The sequence below is a fragment of the Enterobacillus tribolii genome (assembly GCF_003363015.1).
GTDB lineage: Bacteria > Pseudomonadota > Gammaproteobacteria > Enterobacterales > Enterobacteriaceae > Enterobacillus > Enterobacillus tribolii.
Genome location: NZ_QRAP01000011.1, coordinates 36,218 through 52,239, shown reverse-complemented (window position 1 = coordinate 52,239; position 16,022 = coordinate 36,218). Strand labels below are relative to the sequence as shown.

11 protein-coding genes are annotated in these 16,022 nt (G+C 55.7%); 4 read left to right on the top strand and 7 right to left on the bottom strand.

All coding sequences use genetic code 11. The features are described 5' to 3' along the window. Positions 1 to 93 precede the first annotated feature (93 nt). Complete coding sequence (gene xylF / locus C8D90_RS18820; RefSeq protein ID WP_115460010.1) at positions 94 to 1,092, bottom strand: D-xylose ABC transporter substrate-binding protein; 999 nt, start codon at positions 1,090 to 1,092, stop codon at positions 94 to 96. A 375-nt stretch (positions 1,093 to 1,467) separates the two neighbouring features. Here xylF and xylA point away from each other — a divergent pair, with 375 nt between their 5' ends. The 3 genes from xylA to C8D90_RS18805 all read left to right on the top strand — a co-directional run bounded on the left by xylA (position 1,468) and on the right by C8D90_RS18805 (position 5,837). Next, complete coding sequence (gene xylA / locus C8D90_RS18815; protein ID WP_115460009.1) at positions 1,468 to 2,787, top strand: xylose isomerase; 1,320 nt, start codon at positions 1,468 to 1,470, stop codon at positions 2,785 to 2,787. An 86-nt stretch (positions 2,788 to 2,873) separates the two neighbouring features. Further along, positions 2,874 to 4,331: a xylulokinase gene (gene xylB / locus C8D90_RS18810; RefSeq protein WP_115460008.1), complete on the top strand. Its 1,458-nt coding sequence runs from the start codon at positions 2,874 to 2,876 to the stop codon at positions 4,329 to 4,331. 267 nt (positions 4,332 to 4,598) lie between these two features. Continuing rightward, positions 4,599 to 5,837, top strand: a complete 1,239-nt coding sequence (locus C8D90_RS18805; protein WP_115460007.1) for an MFS transporter — start codon at positions 4,599 to 4,601, stop codon at positions 5,835 to 5,837. Positions 5,838 to 5,913: 76 nt separating this feature from the next. On the opposite strand, the gene C8D90_RS18800 is transcribed toward C8D90_RS18805, so the two are convergent. From C8D90_RS18800 to selA, 3 genes are all read right to left on the bottom strand, one after another. After that, positions 5,914 to 7,449, bottom strand: coding sequence for a GMC oxidoreductase (locus C8D90_RS18800; protein ID WP_221810610.1), 1,536 nt, complete (start codon positions 7,447 to 7,449; stop codon positions 5,914 to 5,916). Between the two features lie 378 nt (positions 7,450 to 7,827). Further along, complete coding sequence (selB, locus tag C8D90_RS18795; protein WP_115460006.1) at positions 7,828 to 9,690, bottom strand: selenocysteine-specific translation elongation factor; 1,863 nt, start codon at positions 9,688 to 9,690, stop codon at positions 7,828 to 7,830. Continuing rightward, positions 9,687 to 11,078, bottom strand: a complete 1,392-nt coding sequence (selA, locus tag C8D90_RS18790; RefSeq protein ID WP_115460005.1) for an L-seryl-tRNA(Sec) selenium transferase — start codon at positions 11,076 to 11,078, stop codon at positions 9,687 to 9,689. The genes selB and selA overlap by 4 nt, the downstream gene beginning before the upstream one ends. A 296-nt stretch (positions 11,079 to 11,374) precedes the next feature. Between selA and C8D90_RS18785 the strand changes: the two genes are divergently transcribed. Further along, positions 11,375 to 12,478: a methyl-accepting chemotaxis protein gene (locus C8D90_RS18785; RefSeq protein ID WP_115460004.1), complete on the top strand. Its 1,104-nt coding sequence runs from the start codon at positions 11,375 to 11,377 to the stop codon at positions 12,476 to 12,478. A 14-nt stretch (positions 12,479 to 12,492) separates the two neighbouring features. Here the strand turns inward: C8D90_RS18785 and C8D90_RS18780 are convergent, their stop codons facing one another. The 3 genes from C8D90_RS18780 to glpT all read right to left on the bottom strand — a co-directional run bounded on the left by C8D90_RS18780 (position 12,493) and on the right by glpT (position 15,741). Beyond that, positions 12,493 to 13,104, bottom strand: a complete 612-nt coding sequence (locus tag C8D90_RS18780; protein WP_115460003.1) for a glutathione S-transferase — start codon at positions 13,102 to 13,104, stop codon at positions 12,493 to 12,495. A 108-nt stretch (positions 13,105 to 13,212) separates the two neighbouring features. Continuing rightward, complete coding sequence (gene glpQ / locus C8D90_RS18775; protein WP_115460002.1) at positions 13,213 to 14,289, bottom strand: glycerophosphodiester phosphodiesterase; 1,077 nt, start codon at positions 14,287 to 14,289, stop codon at positions 13,213 to 13,215. Positions 14,290 to 14,382: 93 nt separating this feature from the next. Next, the gene (gene glpT, locus C8D90_RS18770) at positions 14,383 to 15,741 is read right to left on the bottom strand and encodes a glycerol-3-phosphate transporter (protein ID WP_115460001.1); all 1,359 of its coding nucleotides are present in this window, start codon (positions 15,739 to 15,741) and stop codon (positions 14,383 to 14,385) included. Positions 15,742 to 16,022 lie beyond the last annotated feature (281 nt).

Below are 16,022 nucleotides of genomic sequence, written 5' to 3'. Positions count from 1 at the left end.
TTCACCGGTTGACATTACGAAGAAGCAGCGGCGGAAATATTTCCACGACTTTTCCGCAACGCCGCCAGAGAATAACCAACGTTACTGCCCGTATTATTTATAGACAGCGTCTTTAGTATGGAAACCGTCGGCAATAACCGTTGAATCTATGTTGTCTTTATCTACCGCAACCGGTGTTAATAAATAGGCGGGAACATCCTTCAAACCATTATTCAGCGTGGCGTTGGACTCCGGCGCCGCGCCTTTTCCTAATTCCACGGCAATACCCGCTGCGTCATCCGCCAGCTTACTGATCGGCTTGTAGACCGTCATAGTCTGCGTGCCGGCGACGATACGTTTTACGCCGGCCAGATCGGCATCCTGCCCGGAGATGGCAACCTTACCCGCCAGCCCCTGCGCCGCCAGCGCCTGAATCGCCCCACCGGCGGTGGCGTCGTTGGAAGCCACCACGGCGTCGATCTTATTATTGTTGGCGGTCAGCGCGTTCTCCATGATTTTTAATGCATTTTCAGGCAGCCAGGCATCAACCCACTGGTCGCCCACCACCTTAATCTTTCCCTGATCGATCAACGGCTGTATCACGTTCATCTGCCCCTTACGGAACAGCTTGGCGTTGTTGTCGACCGGCGATCCGCCCATCAGGAAATAATTCCCCTGCGGCACGCGTTCGACCAGGCTTTTAGCCTGCAATTCGCCCACTTTTTCGTTGTCGAAGGAAATATAGAAATCGATGTCCGCGTTGTTAATCATGCGGTCATAGGCCAGTACCTTAATACCTTCGCGTTTCGCTTCGGCAATCACGTTGCTGAGCACCTGCCCGTTGTAGGGAATAATCACCAGCACGTCGACACCGCGGTTAATCATGTTTTCAATCTGCGACATTTGGGTTTCTTCATTACCGTTCGCCGATTGCACGAATACCTTCGCCCCCAGGGACTCCGCTTTTTTCACAAAAATATCGCGGTCTTTTTGCCAGCGTTCCAGACGGAGGTCGTCAATCGCCATGCCGATTTTTACTTCTTTTGCCATAGCGCCATGACTTAATAACGCTAAAGCCGTACAGAGTGTGAGTACAATGTTCTTCAGTTTCATCTCATTTTACCTGTTATTTTCAGTGGATAGGGATAAGTGAGAAAAGGACAAAACATTTACGCTCCGGGGATTGTTGACTCTCTTTTTTACTTCGGCAATTACAGATTTTCATCTGTCAGTTATGTTTTTTCGTTTAATTCTCGTTTTATGATAGTGATCATATTTATTAGTAACCCCGTACATCCGTTGAAATAAAAATGCTTCAGTCCCCGTAAACCTTATTTTCCCCAGCCGAATTAATGAGATCTTCCGCACAATAAGCAATTCTCTTAATTTGACTGTGAAATAACGTAATTGTGACGACGGGGGAGAACTTCCAAGATAAGGCCGTATTCATTAGTTCCCTTGCGCCCGAATCATACCCAGGAGTTAACCATGCAAGCTTATTTTGACCAACTTGAACGCGTTCGTTACGAAGGAACGCAAAGCAGCAATCCGCTCGCCTTCCGTCACTACAACCCGGATGAGCTGGTGCTCGGCAAGCGGATGGAAGATCACCTGCGTTTTGCCGCCTGTTACTGGCATACGTTCTGCTGGAACGGCGCGGACATGTTCGGCATCGGCGCATTCGACCGTCCCTGGCAACAACCCGGCGACGCCATCGCCCAGGCCAAGCGCAAGGCCGACGTCGCCTTTGAGTTTTTCCATAAGCTCAACGTTCCTTTCTACTGTTTCCACGACGTAGACGTTTCGCCGGAAGGGAATTCTCTGAAAGAGTACCGGAGCAACTTCGCCGCGATGGTTGATTATCTGGCGGAAAAACAGCAGAGCAGCGGCGTGAAACTGCTGTGGGGCACCGCAAACTGTTTCACCAATCCGCGCTACGCCGCCGGCGCCGCCACCAACCCGGACCCGGAGGTTTTCGCCTGGGCCGCCGCGCAGGTGTGCAGCGCCATGCAGGCGACCAAAACGCTGGGCGGGGAAAACTACGTCCTGTGGGGCGGGCGTGAGGGTTATGAAACCTTGCTGAACACCGACCTGCGTCAGGAACGCGATCAAATCGGCCGCTTTATGCAGATGGTTGTGGAGTACAAACACAAGCTCGGCTTCCAGGGCACCCTGCTGATTGAGCCGAAACCGCAGGAGCCGACCAAACATCAGTATGACTACGACGTCGCCACCGTATACGGCTTCCTCAAGCAGTTCGGCCTGGAGAAAGAAATTAAGGTCAATATCGAGGCGAACCACGCCACGCTGGCCGGCCACACGTTCCATCATGAAATCGCCAGCGCCATCGCGCTGGGTATTTTCGGCTCCGTCGATGCCAACCGCGGCGACGCGCAGCTGGGCTGGGACACCGACCAATACCCGAACAGCGTGGAAGAAAATGCGCTGGTGATGTATGAAATCCTCAAAGCCGGCGGCTTCACCACCGGCGGCCTGAACTTTGACGCCAAAGTACGCCGCCAGAGCACGGATAAATACGATCTGTTCTATGGCCATATCGGCGCGATGGACACGATGGCGCTGGGCCTGAAGATCGCCGCCAAAATGCTGGAGGATGGCGAGCTGGATCGCCGCGTCGCCAAACGCTACGCCGGCTGGAACGGCGAGCTTGGTCAGCAGATTCTGCAGGGCCAGATGTCACTGGATGCCGTGTCGCATTATGCCGATCAGCGTCAGCTGGCGCCGGTTCACCAGAGCGGTCAGCAGGAGCTGCTGGAAAACATCGTCAACCGTTATCTGTTTGGTTAATCTGCCGTTTACCGGCATCCGCACGGATGCCGGTTTTTTTATCACTCTTTTTTATCGCATTGCCTTTCCGGCAACGAGGAGTCGCCATGTATCTGGGGATCGATTTAGGGACTTCCGGCGTCAAAGCCATCCTGCTGAGCGAAGAGGGCGAGGTCATCGCCGCACACAGCGCCGAATTACAGGTTTCACGCCCGCATCCGTTGTGGTCGGAGCAAGATCCGGAATCCTGGTGGCAAGCAACGGAGCAGGCAGTCGCCGGGCTGGCGCAGGCACACCCGCTGCGCGCGGTACGCGCCGTCGGCCTTACCGGCCAGATGCACGGCGCCACGTTGCTGGACAAACAACAGCGGGTGCTGCGACCTGCCATTCTGTGGAACGACGGACGCAGCGCACGCGAATGCGCCGAGCTGGAACAACTGGTGCCGGATTCGCGCCGCATCACCGGCAACCTGATGATGCCGGGTTTCACCGCCCCCAAGCTAAAGTGGGCAGCACGTCATGAGCCGGATATTTTCTCCCGCGTAGACAAGGTGCTGCTGCCCAAAGATTACCTGCGCTGGAAGATGTGCGGCGTTTTCGCCGGCGACATGTCCGACGCCGCCGGCACCATGTGGCTGGACGTCGGCAAACGCGACTGGAGCGATGCCCTGCTGGACGCCTGCGGGCTGAGCCGCAGCCATATGCCGCAGCTGTTTGAAGGCCCACAAATTACCGGCGAACTGCTGCCCGGTGTGGCCGAACGCTGGGGCATGCCGGCGGTGCCGGTCGTGGCCGGCGGCGGCGACAACGCAGCCGGCGCGGTCGGCGTCGGGCTATACCGCCAGGGGCAGGCAATGCTGTCACTCGGTACATCCGGCGTCTATTTCGCCGTCAGCGACGGATTTCTCAGTAATCCGGAAAGCGCGGTACACAGCTTCTGCCATGCGCTGCCCAACACCTGGCATCTGATGTCGGTGATGCTGAGCGCTGCTTCTTGCCTGGACTGGACCGCACGCCTGACCGGCGTGACCGGAGGCGTTCCCGAACTGCTGCACGAAGCCGAGCACGGCGCGCGGGCCAGCCTGCCGCTGTGGTTCCTGCCTTATCTCTCGGGCGAACGTACCCCGCATAACAACCCGCAGGCCAAAGGCGCATTCTGGGGACTGACGCACGAACACCAACGTGCCGATCTGTGCCGCGCGGTGCTGGAAGGCGTCGGTTTTGCGCTGGCTGACGGCATGGACGTACTGCACGCCACCGGCCTGCGCCCCGACGGCATCACGCTTATCGGCGGCGGCGCCCGCAGCGCTTACTGGCGGCAAATGCTGGCGGATATCAGCGGTCAGCGGCTGGAGTACCGCACCGGCGGCGATGTCGGGCCGGCGCTGGGCGCCGCACGTCTGGCGCGCATCGCCCTGCACCCGGGCGCATCATTGTCAGAATTGCTGCCCGCGTTGCCACTGGAGCAGATACATGAGCCTGATGCGGCGAACCATGCCCGCTATCAGGAACAGCGGAAAACGTTCCGTGAGCTTTACCGCCTGCTGCTGCCATTGGCACAGTGATCTTACCAACGGGGATGCCGGCATCCCCGCTTTTGGCCTTACGCCACATGATTCAAGGCGATAACCTTGGCCGGCAGGTTCTTTGATAACGGCGTGCCCGGATTTCCGCTCGCCGCCAATACCGGTACAGTTTAAATAATAGGATATATAATAATCACGGTTGCCAACCGCGCCGGTTGGCGTCAGAATAGCCGCCCGGATGTTGCTTAATCTCACGCCCGCCTGATTTCTCTTTCGCTCTTTATCGGTTAACTCATCAAATCAACTATGAAAAGTTCTTCACCCTCTGCCCTGCGCTTAGGTCGGCAAGCGTTGCTGTTCCCTCTCTGCCTGGTGCTGTATGAATTTGCCACCTATATCGGCAACGACATGATTCAGCCCGGCATGCTGGAGGTGGTACAAAACTTTAACGTCGGCGAAGAGTGGGTACCCACTTCCATGACCGCTTATCTGGCGGGCGGCATGTTCCTGCAATGGTTGCTGGGGCCGCTGTCTGACCGTATCGGTCGCCGCCCGGTAATGCTGACCGGCGTGATTTATTTTGCCGTCACCTGCCTGGCGATTCTGCTGGCGCAAACCATTGAACAATTTACCCTGATGCGTTTCCTTCAGGGGGTCAGCCTCTGTTTTATCGGCGCCGTGGGATATGCCGCTATTCAGGAATCGTTTGAAGAAGCGGTGTGTATCAAAATCACCGCCCTGATGGCCAACGTGGCGCTGATTGCCCCGCTGCTCGGGCCGCTGGCCGGGGCGGCATTAATTCATGTCGCGCCGTGGCAAACCATGTTCGTTCTGTTTGCCGTGCTGGCGATCATTGCGTTTTTCGGGCTGTGGAAAGCCATGCCGGAAACTGCACCGCGCCGGGGTGAAAAGCTCTCTCTGCGTTCAATAGCGCAGGATTACAAGCAGGTACTGTCCGATCGTCATTTTCTGTGCGGCGCGATTGCAACCGGATTTGCCGGATTACCGCTGCTGGCCTGGATTGCCCAGTCTCCGGTCATCATTATTACCGGAGAAAAACTGGGTACTTATGAATACGGCCTGCTGCAGATCCCGGTATTCGCCGGCCTGATTTTGGGGAACTTCACGCTGGCGCGCATCGCCGGACGCGTTCCGACGCGTCTTCTGATCGTCCGCGGCGCCTGGCCGATACTGGCCGGGTTGACGATCTCTGCGGTCATGACCCTGCTGTGGTCATCCCACGCGTATCTGTGGATGGTCGCTGGCCTCAGCCTGTACGCCTTTGGCCTCGGTATCGCCAACGCCAGCCTGTTCCGCCTGACGCTGTTCTCCAACCCGATGAGTAAAGGTACGGTGGCGGCAACCATGGGCATGATCAATGCGCTGACGTTCACCGTGGGAATTGAAGTCATGAAGCACGCCTGGCTGGGCGGCGGCAACGGCCTGTTCAGCGCCTCCAACCTGATCAGCGGGCTGATCTGGCTGGCGCTGGTCGCCGCCTTCTTGCGGGATAAAACCGTGGGGATGCCGGCGCCTGCGGCATAACGCCAAAAGGGCATTTACGCGCCCTGCGTAAATGCCCTGATAACTTCGTTTACCAAAAAGAACGATTATTCAGTTATCAAAAATCGGCCTTAATGATCTCTTTGATATTACGTTCCGCCAGTGCGGCAATCGTCAGCGACGGGTTTACCAGGCCGGAGCTGCCCGGCATTAGCGCACCGTCGATAACATAAAGTTTGGCTGCACCTTTCACCCGTCCATAGTTGTCGGTCGCTTTACCAATAACCGCCCCGCCCAGCGGGTGAGCCGTAAAGCCCGCCGCAATGTCAGGCACAACAAGCGGCACGCCGGGAACGCTGAGTGACTTACTGGCAATCTTATTATTCACTTTCCTGATGGCATTTACGGCCTCGTCGTTACCGTTTTTCGGCCACAGCAGATCAACGCTGTCGCTGGATTTGTTATACACAAAATCAGCCCGGTTTTTGGTATCAAACGTCATTGCCAGCGAGCCGGCAATGCCAATGTTGACCGGAATGCCCGGCGCATACCAGTTTTCGAGCGTAACCGGCATTTTCGACGTCGTCGTATCGTCAATTTTAGACACGCTCGGCGCAGCCTGAACCAGGCCTTTAAGCTTGCTCATGGAACGCACGACAATCGCATCGCCGTTAGTCCCCCAGCCTTTACCGATATGCTCGTTCAGGCCCGGGATCTTATTCAGCGCTTTCGCTTTCACCAGCAGTTCAGAAGTCCCGATTGAACCTGCAGCCAAAAAGAGATAATCACAGGTCAGGGTATAGGTATCGAGAACTTTGCCATCCGGGTCCAGTTTCTTCACCTTAACGTTGTACTTATTCCCCTGGAAGGAAATATGCTCCACCTGCTGTCCGGTATATACCTCCGTCAATCCGCTGTCTTCGGCATATTTCAGGTAGTTTTGCGTCAGGTCGAACTTCGCGCCGTTGCTGTTGCCCAGCGTACTTTCGCCGATGGTGGCCGAAGCCCGGCTTTTACAGCTCAACTCCTCACGGATAACATCGAGATTAAAAATAGTCTCAATCTTATAAGGCTTATAACCCGCCTTCGTTGATTGCTCATCCCATACGCGTGAGTGACCGAAGGGGCTGCTCTTATAAATATCATCCGGGATAGTTTTAAGATTCAGCATCTTTCTTACTAACGGAAAATATGTTGAGTTCATTTCATCATAGTTAACGCTGCCCTGAAATAACGCATCAAAATACTTTCGCTCCGGCTGGATCATCACACCCGTAAAAATAACCGAGCCGCCGCCAACGCACGCACCACGCCACACGTCGATGTGCTTATAGGCAGTGACATCCATCACCCCGCCAAAGTCATCAACGAGAGCAGGCAACGTATTCAGCTTTTTGAATATCCCTTTCTTATGCCAGAAGCCGCGCCCGTCCGGCAAGACTTCATCGGTAAACGTTTTCCTGTTTTTAGAGATTGGCCAACGTAAACCGCGCTCCAAAACCGACGATTTTATACCGGCCTGCGCCAGCCGCCACGCCGTAATAGCGCCGCCAAAACCGGAGCCGATAATTAAAACCTTAGAGTGAGCCGGGGGTGTTTTGGTTTTTTCAAACACCTCAGGAACAACACTTTTATAATATAAAGAAGAAGTCATACTATACCTTATGTATTTTATATAAAATCAATAAATGTATTTATTTTTATTCAAACTTAGCAACCTGCTAATAAAAATCGTATTAGCTAAAATAAGAGCAGGTATAAAATTGACAGAACAATTATTCAGAAAGGTTGGCCAATAATTATTAGCTTTATATATTGCAGAAATTTATCTGCACTGATGAGCCATAATCGGCTAAATAATAATATTTTCTAAAGGTCCTCCGCTCAGTTACTGTTTATGCACACAGTATACTTCCTGTTTACGGAGTCACCTAGATTATGGCGGGATCTTTTTTAATAAATAATCATATATATTACAATTAATTAAGTTTTTATGAAGAGCAGGCCGCTGCCCACCCTTCATTATTCGCCATTACTCTTCGCTAAACAGACCACGATCTCTCAGCACATGCTGATTCCCTTTCCGGCGGGTAAACCCGCTGCGATCGAAAAACTCCAGAATCTGAATCGCCAGTTTACGCCCCACACCCAGCCGATCGCGAAAATCCGCAGCATTGGTGCTGCCCTGGGTTACGTCCATCGCCCGGATCAAATCGGCGAATTGCCGTATACGCCCGGCGATGTAGTAACGATCGCGCACAATCGCAATGATGTGCCCCAGCAGCGCCGCCTTGCGCAGCATCTGGCGCATATCATCCTCTTCCGCGCCGGATTGCACGGCGAGATCGCGCACCCACCAGGCCTCATCGCCGAACAGCGGCGCGGTACGATCCCACAGCGCCTGTTGTTCCGGGCTGAATGACAGGCCGTGTTGGGGAAGATGCAGCCAGCCGCGGGTATTGATCAGTTTCCCCTCCGCCAGCAGGCGGTCGATCAGGGTCAGAACCAGCGTTTCCGGCTCTGAAGGCAGCGCCATGCGCCGCAGCCGCGCCCGTCCGACGCCCAGCTGATCGGCATGCTGCTGATGAAACTGTTCCAATACGTCGAATAAACGCTGCTGATAGCGCAACGCCAGCGCCGGGGCCAACGCATAATCCCCCGCAACCAACGCTCCGCTTTGTTGCAGCAAGGCCGTGCAGGCTGCTTCCGGCAGCTGACGCGCCCAGGCAAAGTAAGGCACCGACAGCGTACCGCGCGGCAACCGAAGCGCCAGTGTACCTGCGTCATCGCGGGTTGCCGTCAGTTGGTGCAGCCAGTCGAGAAATTCCGGCTGGCGCTTACCGCGACGCGGTGCGGTAAGCTGAATCACACGTGCTCCGGCCAGCGTACGGCGGGCGGAAATGTCACGCACAATCAGGCGATCTTCCTCCGCCAGCCACAGAGGGGAATCCAGTATCAGTTCAGCCAGCGGTTCATCGCCCGGCGCGTCTTCCAGCAGGGAAACACGCCCGGTGATATGGCTGGCGCCATGATGCAGGTGCACCGGCTGCCAGTGTTGAAGCGGAACCAACGGGTCCAGCGCGACCAGCACCCGTTCGGCGGGCGAAACCGGCGGACGCTGCGCCAGCAGCCAGTCGCCGCGGGAAATTTGCCCTTTATCCACGTCGCCGGCGATATTCAGCGCAATGCGCTGGCCGGAGTGCGCCTGTTCTGCCGGTTGGTTCTGGGCATGAATGCCGCGCACCCGCACCGGGCGATCGCTGCCGGTCAGCCACAATGTCTCTCCCACGCTGACGCGTCCGGCCAGCGCGGTTCCTGTTACCACCAATCCGGCCCCTTTGACGCTGAAGGCACGGTCAATCGCCAGGCGGAAACGGTGATCGAGATGCTGCGGCTGCGCGTTCAGCGCAATCAGATGCGCGCGCAGAGCATCAATCCCTTCCCCGTTCGCAGCGGCGGTAACAAACAACGAAACCTCATTCCACCCTTGTTGCTGAACCTCCAGCGCCACCTGTTCGCGAACTTCTTCGACCCGTGCGGCATCGACGCGATCGGCCTTGGTCAGCGCGACGGTCAGCGACGGCTTACCCGCCAGACGCAGCAGGGTGAGGTGTTCACGGGTTTGCGCCATCACGCCGTCGTCACAGGCCACGACCAGCAGCGCATGGGGAATACCGCCGATACCGGCCAGCATGTTAGCGAGAAATTTCTCGTGCCCCGGTACGTCGATGAATCCCAGCACCTCGCCTTCCTGCAAAGGCAAATAGGCATAGCCGAGATCGATAGTCATGCCGCGCTGCTTTTCTTCCGGCAGACGATCGGCATCCACACCGGTCAACGCACGCAGCAGGGTGGTTTTGCCGTGGTCAACATGACCGGCGGTGGCGATAATCATTGGCATAACTCCTTCAGCAGACCTTCCTCATCATCCAGACAACGTAAGTCAAGCCAGAGCCGGCCATCGCTTAAGCGACCAATAACCGGTTCCGGCAATTCACGCCATGCCTTCGCGAGAGATTCGAGTTCGCCGCCGCGACCGTTGCGCGGCGTGAGCGTCAGCGCATAGCCGGGCAGGCGATCTACCGGCAGCGAACCACTGCCGATCTGGGATAAACAGGGTTCAACGCGGATATCAAAGCGTTCGCCATAACGGGCGATGAGCGCCGGCAGCAGGCGTTCCGCGGTCACCTGAATCGCCTGCGGGGCGCGCGTTAAATGGCGCAACGCCGGTAAATGCGCGCTGAGCTTCGCCGGTTGCTGGTAGAGGCGCAGCGTAGCGTCCAGCGCGGCCAGGGTCATTTTGCCGACCCGCAGCGCACGCTTGAGCGGATGCTGTTGCAGCTTCTCGATCAAATGCCGCTTGCCGACGATAATGCCCGCCTGCGGTCCGCCCAGCAGCTTGTCGCCGGAAAAGCTGACCAGGTCCGCACCGGCGGCAATCAGCTTCTGAGGCATAGGTTCGGCCGGCAGGCCGTATTGCGTCATGTCCACCAGTGAACCGCTGCCGAGATCGGTGATTACCGGTATACCCTGTTCCCGCCCCAGCGCTACCAGCTCTTCTTCGCTTACTGCGGCGGTAAATCCCTGAATCGCATAATTGCTGGTATGCACCTTCATCAGCAATCCGGTGTGTTCCGTCAGCGCCGCCCGGTAGTCTTTTAAGTGCGTGCGGTTAGTGGTGCCCACTTCCCGCAGCGTACACCCGGCCTGGCGCATCACATCCGGAATCCGGAAGGAACCGCCAATCTCCACCAGTTCGCCGCGCGACACCACGACTTCCTTCCCCGTCGCCAACGCAGCCAGCATCAACAGCACCGCGGCCGCGTTATTGTTAACAATACAGGCATCTTCGGCGCCGGTAAGTTCACACAGACGATCGGCGATAGCGCGATCGCGATGGCCGCGCCCGGCGCCGTCGAGATCGTACTCCAGCGTTACCGCATGGCGCATCGCCGCCGCGCAGGCGTCAATCGCCTCCTCCGCCAACAGCGCGCGCCCCAGGTTGGTGTGCAGCACGGTGCCGGTCAGGTTAAACACCGGCCGCAGCGCGTCCCGTTGCCCTTGCGCCAGCTGCGCTTCTGCGGCCTGCGCCCACGCGTCGCACCATGCCGGCAACGACTGCGACTGCTGGATGGCATCGCGCGCCTGCTGCTGAAGCACGCGCAGGCACTGCGTCACCAGCGGCGCGCCGTAGGTTTCCAGCAGCGGCTGAAATGCGGTGTCGCGTAGCAGCGTGTCTACGGAAGGGATCTGGCTGAAAAGGGTTTGACCGTCTGCGCTCATGGAGGCTCCCGTGCCTGTATCGTCGGAAATAATGCTTAATGATAAAGGCTGCGCAGGCAGGAATACAGGTATCCGGGGCAGAAAGTCAGCACCGATCGCAAGGAGCTCATCTTTCCGCATTTACGGAGAAATGTTTTTTTCCCAATAATGCGTTCTGTTACGGGTGAATTTATAACGCCCCTCCTGGCGGAAACATTTCCATATTATAGATTTGATACAGTAGTAACATTTGATAGCTATCACATACAAACCAGCAAAAATTAAGTTCTAATAATGGATTAAATAATAAAAAAGAGATGCATTACACTTTTATCGTTATAATAAGGAAATCAGCCATGATAAATACAATCAAAAGAATAATATCTTTTGGTAATAAAAATCCATTACAGAATGAGATGGATATCTTGCTGTCTGATACATCATTGCCCGTCAATGCCGGTGAAAATTCAGCCGCCTACGAAAGAATTATCTGCGCACAGTTGTTGTCGGGTTCCACAATGTTAGAGGCTATCCGGGATGCACAGCTGCGCTCCAGCCAAACGCTGCATAATGAGCAAAAAACCATTGATGAACTGAACAGCAGCAACGATGAAGCAAAAACAGCGCTGAACCACCTGAAGCAGATTATCAGCGAAATCAGCGCCGGCGCGGACCACAGCACGGCATCAATGACAGAACTCACGCATTCGTTAAATGAGGTATCGGAATGCGTTACCGCAATCCAAAAGATATCCAATCAAACCAACTTAATTGCCATTAACTCAGCCATTGAGGCCGCCCATGTCGGTATTGACGGGCGCGGTTTCAGTGTTATCGCCAAAGAGATAAAAACGCTTTCCCATGATGTGCAGACAAGCGCCGCCAATATATTTGAAATAATCAAAGTCATTGAACAAAAGTCTCACAAGGTACACACCACAATGTCCGCACAAATACCGTTAGTCACACAGGTAAATAAAGACATTGCCAGCACCATAGAGCTAATAGAGCGGGTTATTCATCGCTCCGCAAAAATGCAGGACATCATCAGATATATTTCATTATTACAGTTTCTGAATACGGTCAAACTGGATCACGTAATATGGAAGTTTCAGGTCTATCACTTACTGTATCAGCAGGAAACCAGTTACCATCTCAGCGCCTGTACGGAGTGCCGCCTGGGGAAATGGTATTACGAAGGCGAGGGGCGCGCATTTTCCCACTTTGAGGCCTTCAGCGCGCTTGAAGCCCCTCATAAGGCCGTGCACACCTCAGGAAGAGAGGCGCTGGAGTCCTTTCTCTCCGGCGATCTTGATGCCATGACGGCCGCGCTCGCCGACATGGAACAGGCCAGCCAGCGCGTGGTCCTGCTCATCGATCGGCTGGTGGAGAACATCACGCCTCAGGAACAGTTACACTGAGCTCCCGCGCCGGATTAAGGCTGGGGCGGCTCAGTACGGGCGAAGCTCTCACGGGCAAACAGGCGCTCGGCCAACCTGACCAGCGCCGGACGGTTAACGCACCAGTTCGGCGCCAGGCGGCGGAAATTGAGGTAGCCGATACAGCAGCCGACGGCAATGTCCGCCAGCGTTAGTTGCTCGCCGCCCAGCCACTCTCCCTGCGCGGCATGCTTCTCCAGCGCGTCCAGCCCGCGGTTCACCGCGTTGCGCTGGCGCAGCACCCAGTGCTCATCCTGCTTTTCTGCCGGCCGGCGGCTCTCCAGCAAAATCGCCACCGCCGCATCGGTCACGCCATCGGCCAGCGATTCCAGACGCCGCACGCGCAGCGCCTCCATTGGGTCGGCGGGTAAAAACGCCGGCGCAGCGCCCAACAACTCAACATAGCCTGCTACGACGGGCGAGTCATAAAACACTTCTCCCTGTGCGGTAACCAGCGCAGGCACCTTGCCCAACGGATTGAAGTCCGGCACGTGCGTGGCGGCCTCCCACGGCACGTCATTAACGAACTCAAACGTTATTCCTTTTTCCAGCAACATGACCGAAATTTTACGCACGTAGGGGCTGGTGTAACTTCCGATCAGCTTCATAATCCGTTCCTCTTCGTTTCAACGTGGCGGGAATGCCTGCAGAGAAAAGTATGGCATGAATCCGGGAAGATAAAGAAGAGAGCCTGACAAGGCTCTCCGGGAAATGCGTTATTGATGCTGCCCTTGCTGACGCAGGAACTCTACGCCCTTATCCGGGAAGTCGGTAAATACGCCGTCAACGTCCGCCTTATTATACATCAGGTCAAACAACTGGTTTACGTCGGTGACGTAAGCCGGCAGCGCATCGGCGCGGATGGTATAGGGGTGCACCGCCATGTTGCTGTCGTGCGCGTCATTCACCATGGTCGTCAGGGTGATGTGGCCCGGTTTGGCGTCTTTTTCCACCAGCATGTGATAGTCCGGTCCGATACCGTCGGCCCAGGCGGCAACCTGCTTCATCGCGCCCGGTTTCATCATCCAGTCATAATCGTAGTTTACCCATTTACCGTCAGGTTTCTTCTCGAAGGTTTCTTCCCAGTCGGTATAGGCGATCAGTTGCACCAGCTTCAGGTTCATGCCCATGGCGGGCATCAGCTCGTTTTTGATGCGCTTAAGCTCGTTCGGATCGAAGCATTGCAGGTAAACCTTGTCCTTCTTCTGGGTGTAGCCGTACTGCTTCAGCACCTCCAGCGTCCGCGCAGCAATGTCCTTTCCTTCCTGATGGTGGAACCAGGGCGCCTTGATTTCCGGGTAGATGCCGATGTTTTTGCCGGTAGAGTGGTTCAGCCCCTGAACGAACTCAATTTCCTCCTGGAAGGTATGCACCCGGAACACTGATTTGTCCATTGGGAAGCGGCCGGGATAGCTCTGCACCCGCTTGCCGTCTTTAATATCAAACCCTTCGGTAAACTTCAGGGACTTGATCTCAGCCAGGGTGAAATCGATGGCGTAGTAACGGCCGTCTTTGCGCGCGCGATCGGGGAAGTGCTGCGCGACATCGGTGACGCGGTCAAGGTAGTGATCGTGCAGCACCACCAGCTGATCGTCTTTGGTCATCACCAGATCCTGTTCCAGATAATCCGCCCCCTGCGCGTAGGCCATCGCCTTCGCCGGCAGTGAATGCTCCGGCAGGTAACCGCTGGCGCCGCGGTGAGCGATAACCACTTTGTCCGCCGCCTGAACCGCGCAGCTCATCATTCCGCCAAGCACCAGCGCCGTTACCAGAGTTTTCAGAGGTGAGGTCATTACGTTCTCCTTCATTACGTCATTATAAAAGCTGACAAAAAAAGCCGTATCGTTATGTGCCCACAACGGTACGGCCTGAACATGACAAACGAATTACTTCACTGCGCGCTGTGCAGCAATCTCTTCATGATGTTTTTTCTCACCACGCATCACGACCAACAGCAGAATCACGGCCAGCACGCTGCCGCCAATCATCACCATGAATCCGCCGTCCCAGCCGAAGAAGTCCACGGTGTAGCCGACGATGGCGCTTGCCGCCACGGAGCCGCCCAGGTAGCCGAACAGGCCGGTGAAGCCCGCCGCGGTTCCCGCCGCTTTCTTCGGCGCCAGCTCAAGGGCATGCAGGCCAATCAGCATAACCGGGCCGTAAATCAGGAAGCCGATGACGATCATACAGGCCATGTCTACGCCAGGGTTGCCCGGCGGGTTCAGCCAGTAAACCACGGTGGCGATAGTGACCAGCGTCATAAAGAACACGCCGGTGGCGCCGCGGTTGCCCCTGAAGACCCGGTCAGACATCCAGCCGCAGATCAGGGTGCCGGGAATCCCCGCATATTCATACAGGAAGTAGGCCCAGGATGATTTATCCAGCGCAAAGTGCTTCACTTCCTTCAGGTAGGTCGGCGACCAGTCGAGAATGCCGTAACGCAGCAGATAAACGAATACGTTGGCGATCGCGATGTACCACAGCAGACGGTTGGGGAATACGTACTGCATGAAGATTTGCTTCGCGGTCAGCTCTTGCTCGTCTTTCTCGCTGTAGTCGTCCGGATAATCGTTCTTGTATTCTTCAATCGGCGGCAGGCCGCAGGACTGCGGCGTATCCCGCATCAGGCCGAAAGCGATCAGCGCCACCAGAATGGCGGCGAACGCCGGCATATAAAGCGCCGCGTGCCAGTCGTTAAACCACGCCATGCCCAGCAGGAACAGCAGCGGAGGCAGGCCGCCGCCGACGTTGTGCGCGCAGTTCCAGATAGAAACGATGCCGCCGCGCTCTTTCTGCGACCACCAGTGCACCATGGTACGGCCGCAGGGCGGCCACCCCATGCCCTGGAACCAGCCGCACATAAACAGCAACACGAACATAATGGCAATGCTGGACGTCGCCCAGGGGACAAAGCCCATAAACAGCATCACCAACGCGGCGAGAATCAGGCCGGCAGGCAGAAACACCCGCGGGTTGGAGCGGTCGGATACCGACCCCATGATGAATTTGGAGAAACCATAGGCGATGGAGATCCCGGAAAGCGCAAAGCCCAGATCGCCGCGGGAAAACCCTTGCTCAACCAGATACGGCATCGCCAGGGTAAAGTTTTTACGTACCAGGTAGTACGCCGCATAACCAAAAAAAATCCCCATGAAGATCTGCCAGCGCAGTCTACGGTATGTCGGATCGATTTGATCCGGCTTCAGCCGTGCGGCATGCGCAGCAGGTTTAAAAATACTTAACATAGAAAGCCTCCGTGTGGCCGTTCATTATCGTTATTAGTCACCGGCTCCCCGATGAACCGGTCAGAACACATACTGCAAAAACAAAACGGGATGACCTTCGTCATCACCAAGTAATTTTCCTTTTCGCGCGGATACTATTCATTTTCACTCATGAATACTGTGAATCATCGCACATTGTGTTACAAATGTATTACACCAAGACTTTTATTCACGATTAATTCTCTTTTTAGAAAATACACACATTATTAGAAGTGATTTACATCACACAATATATTTCTAAA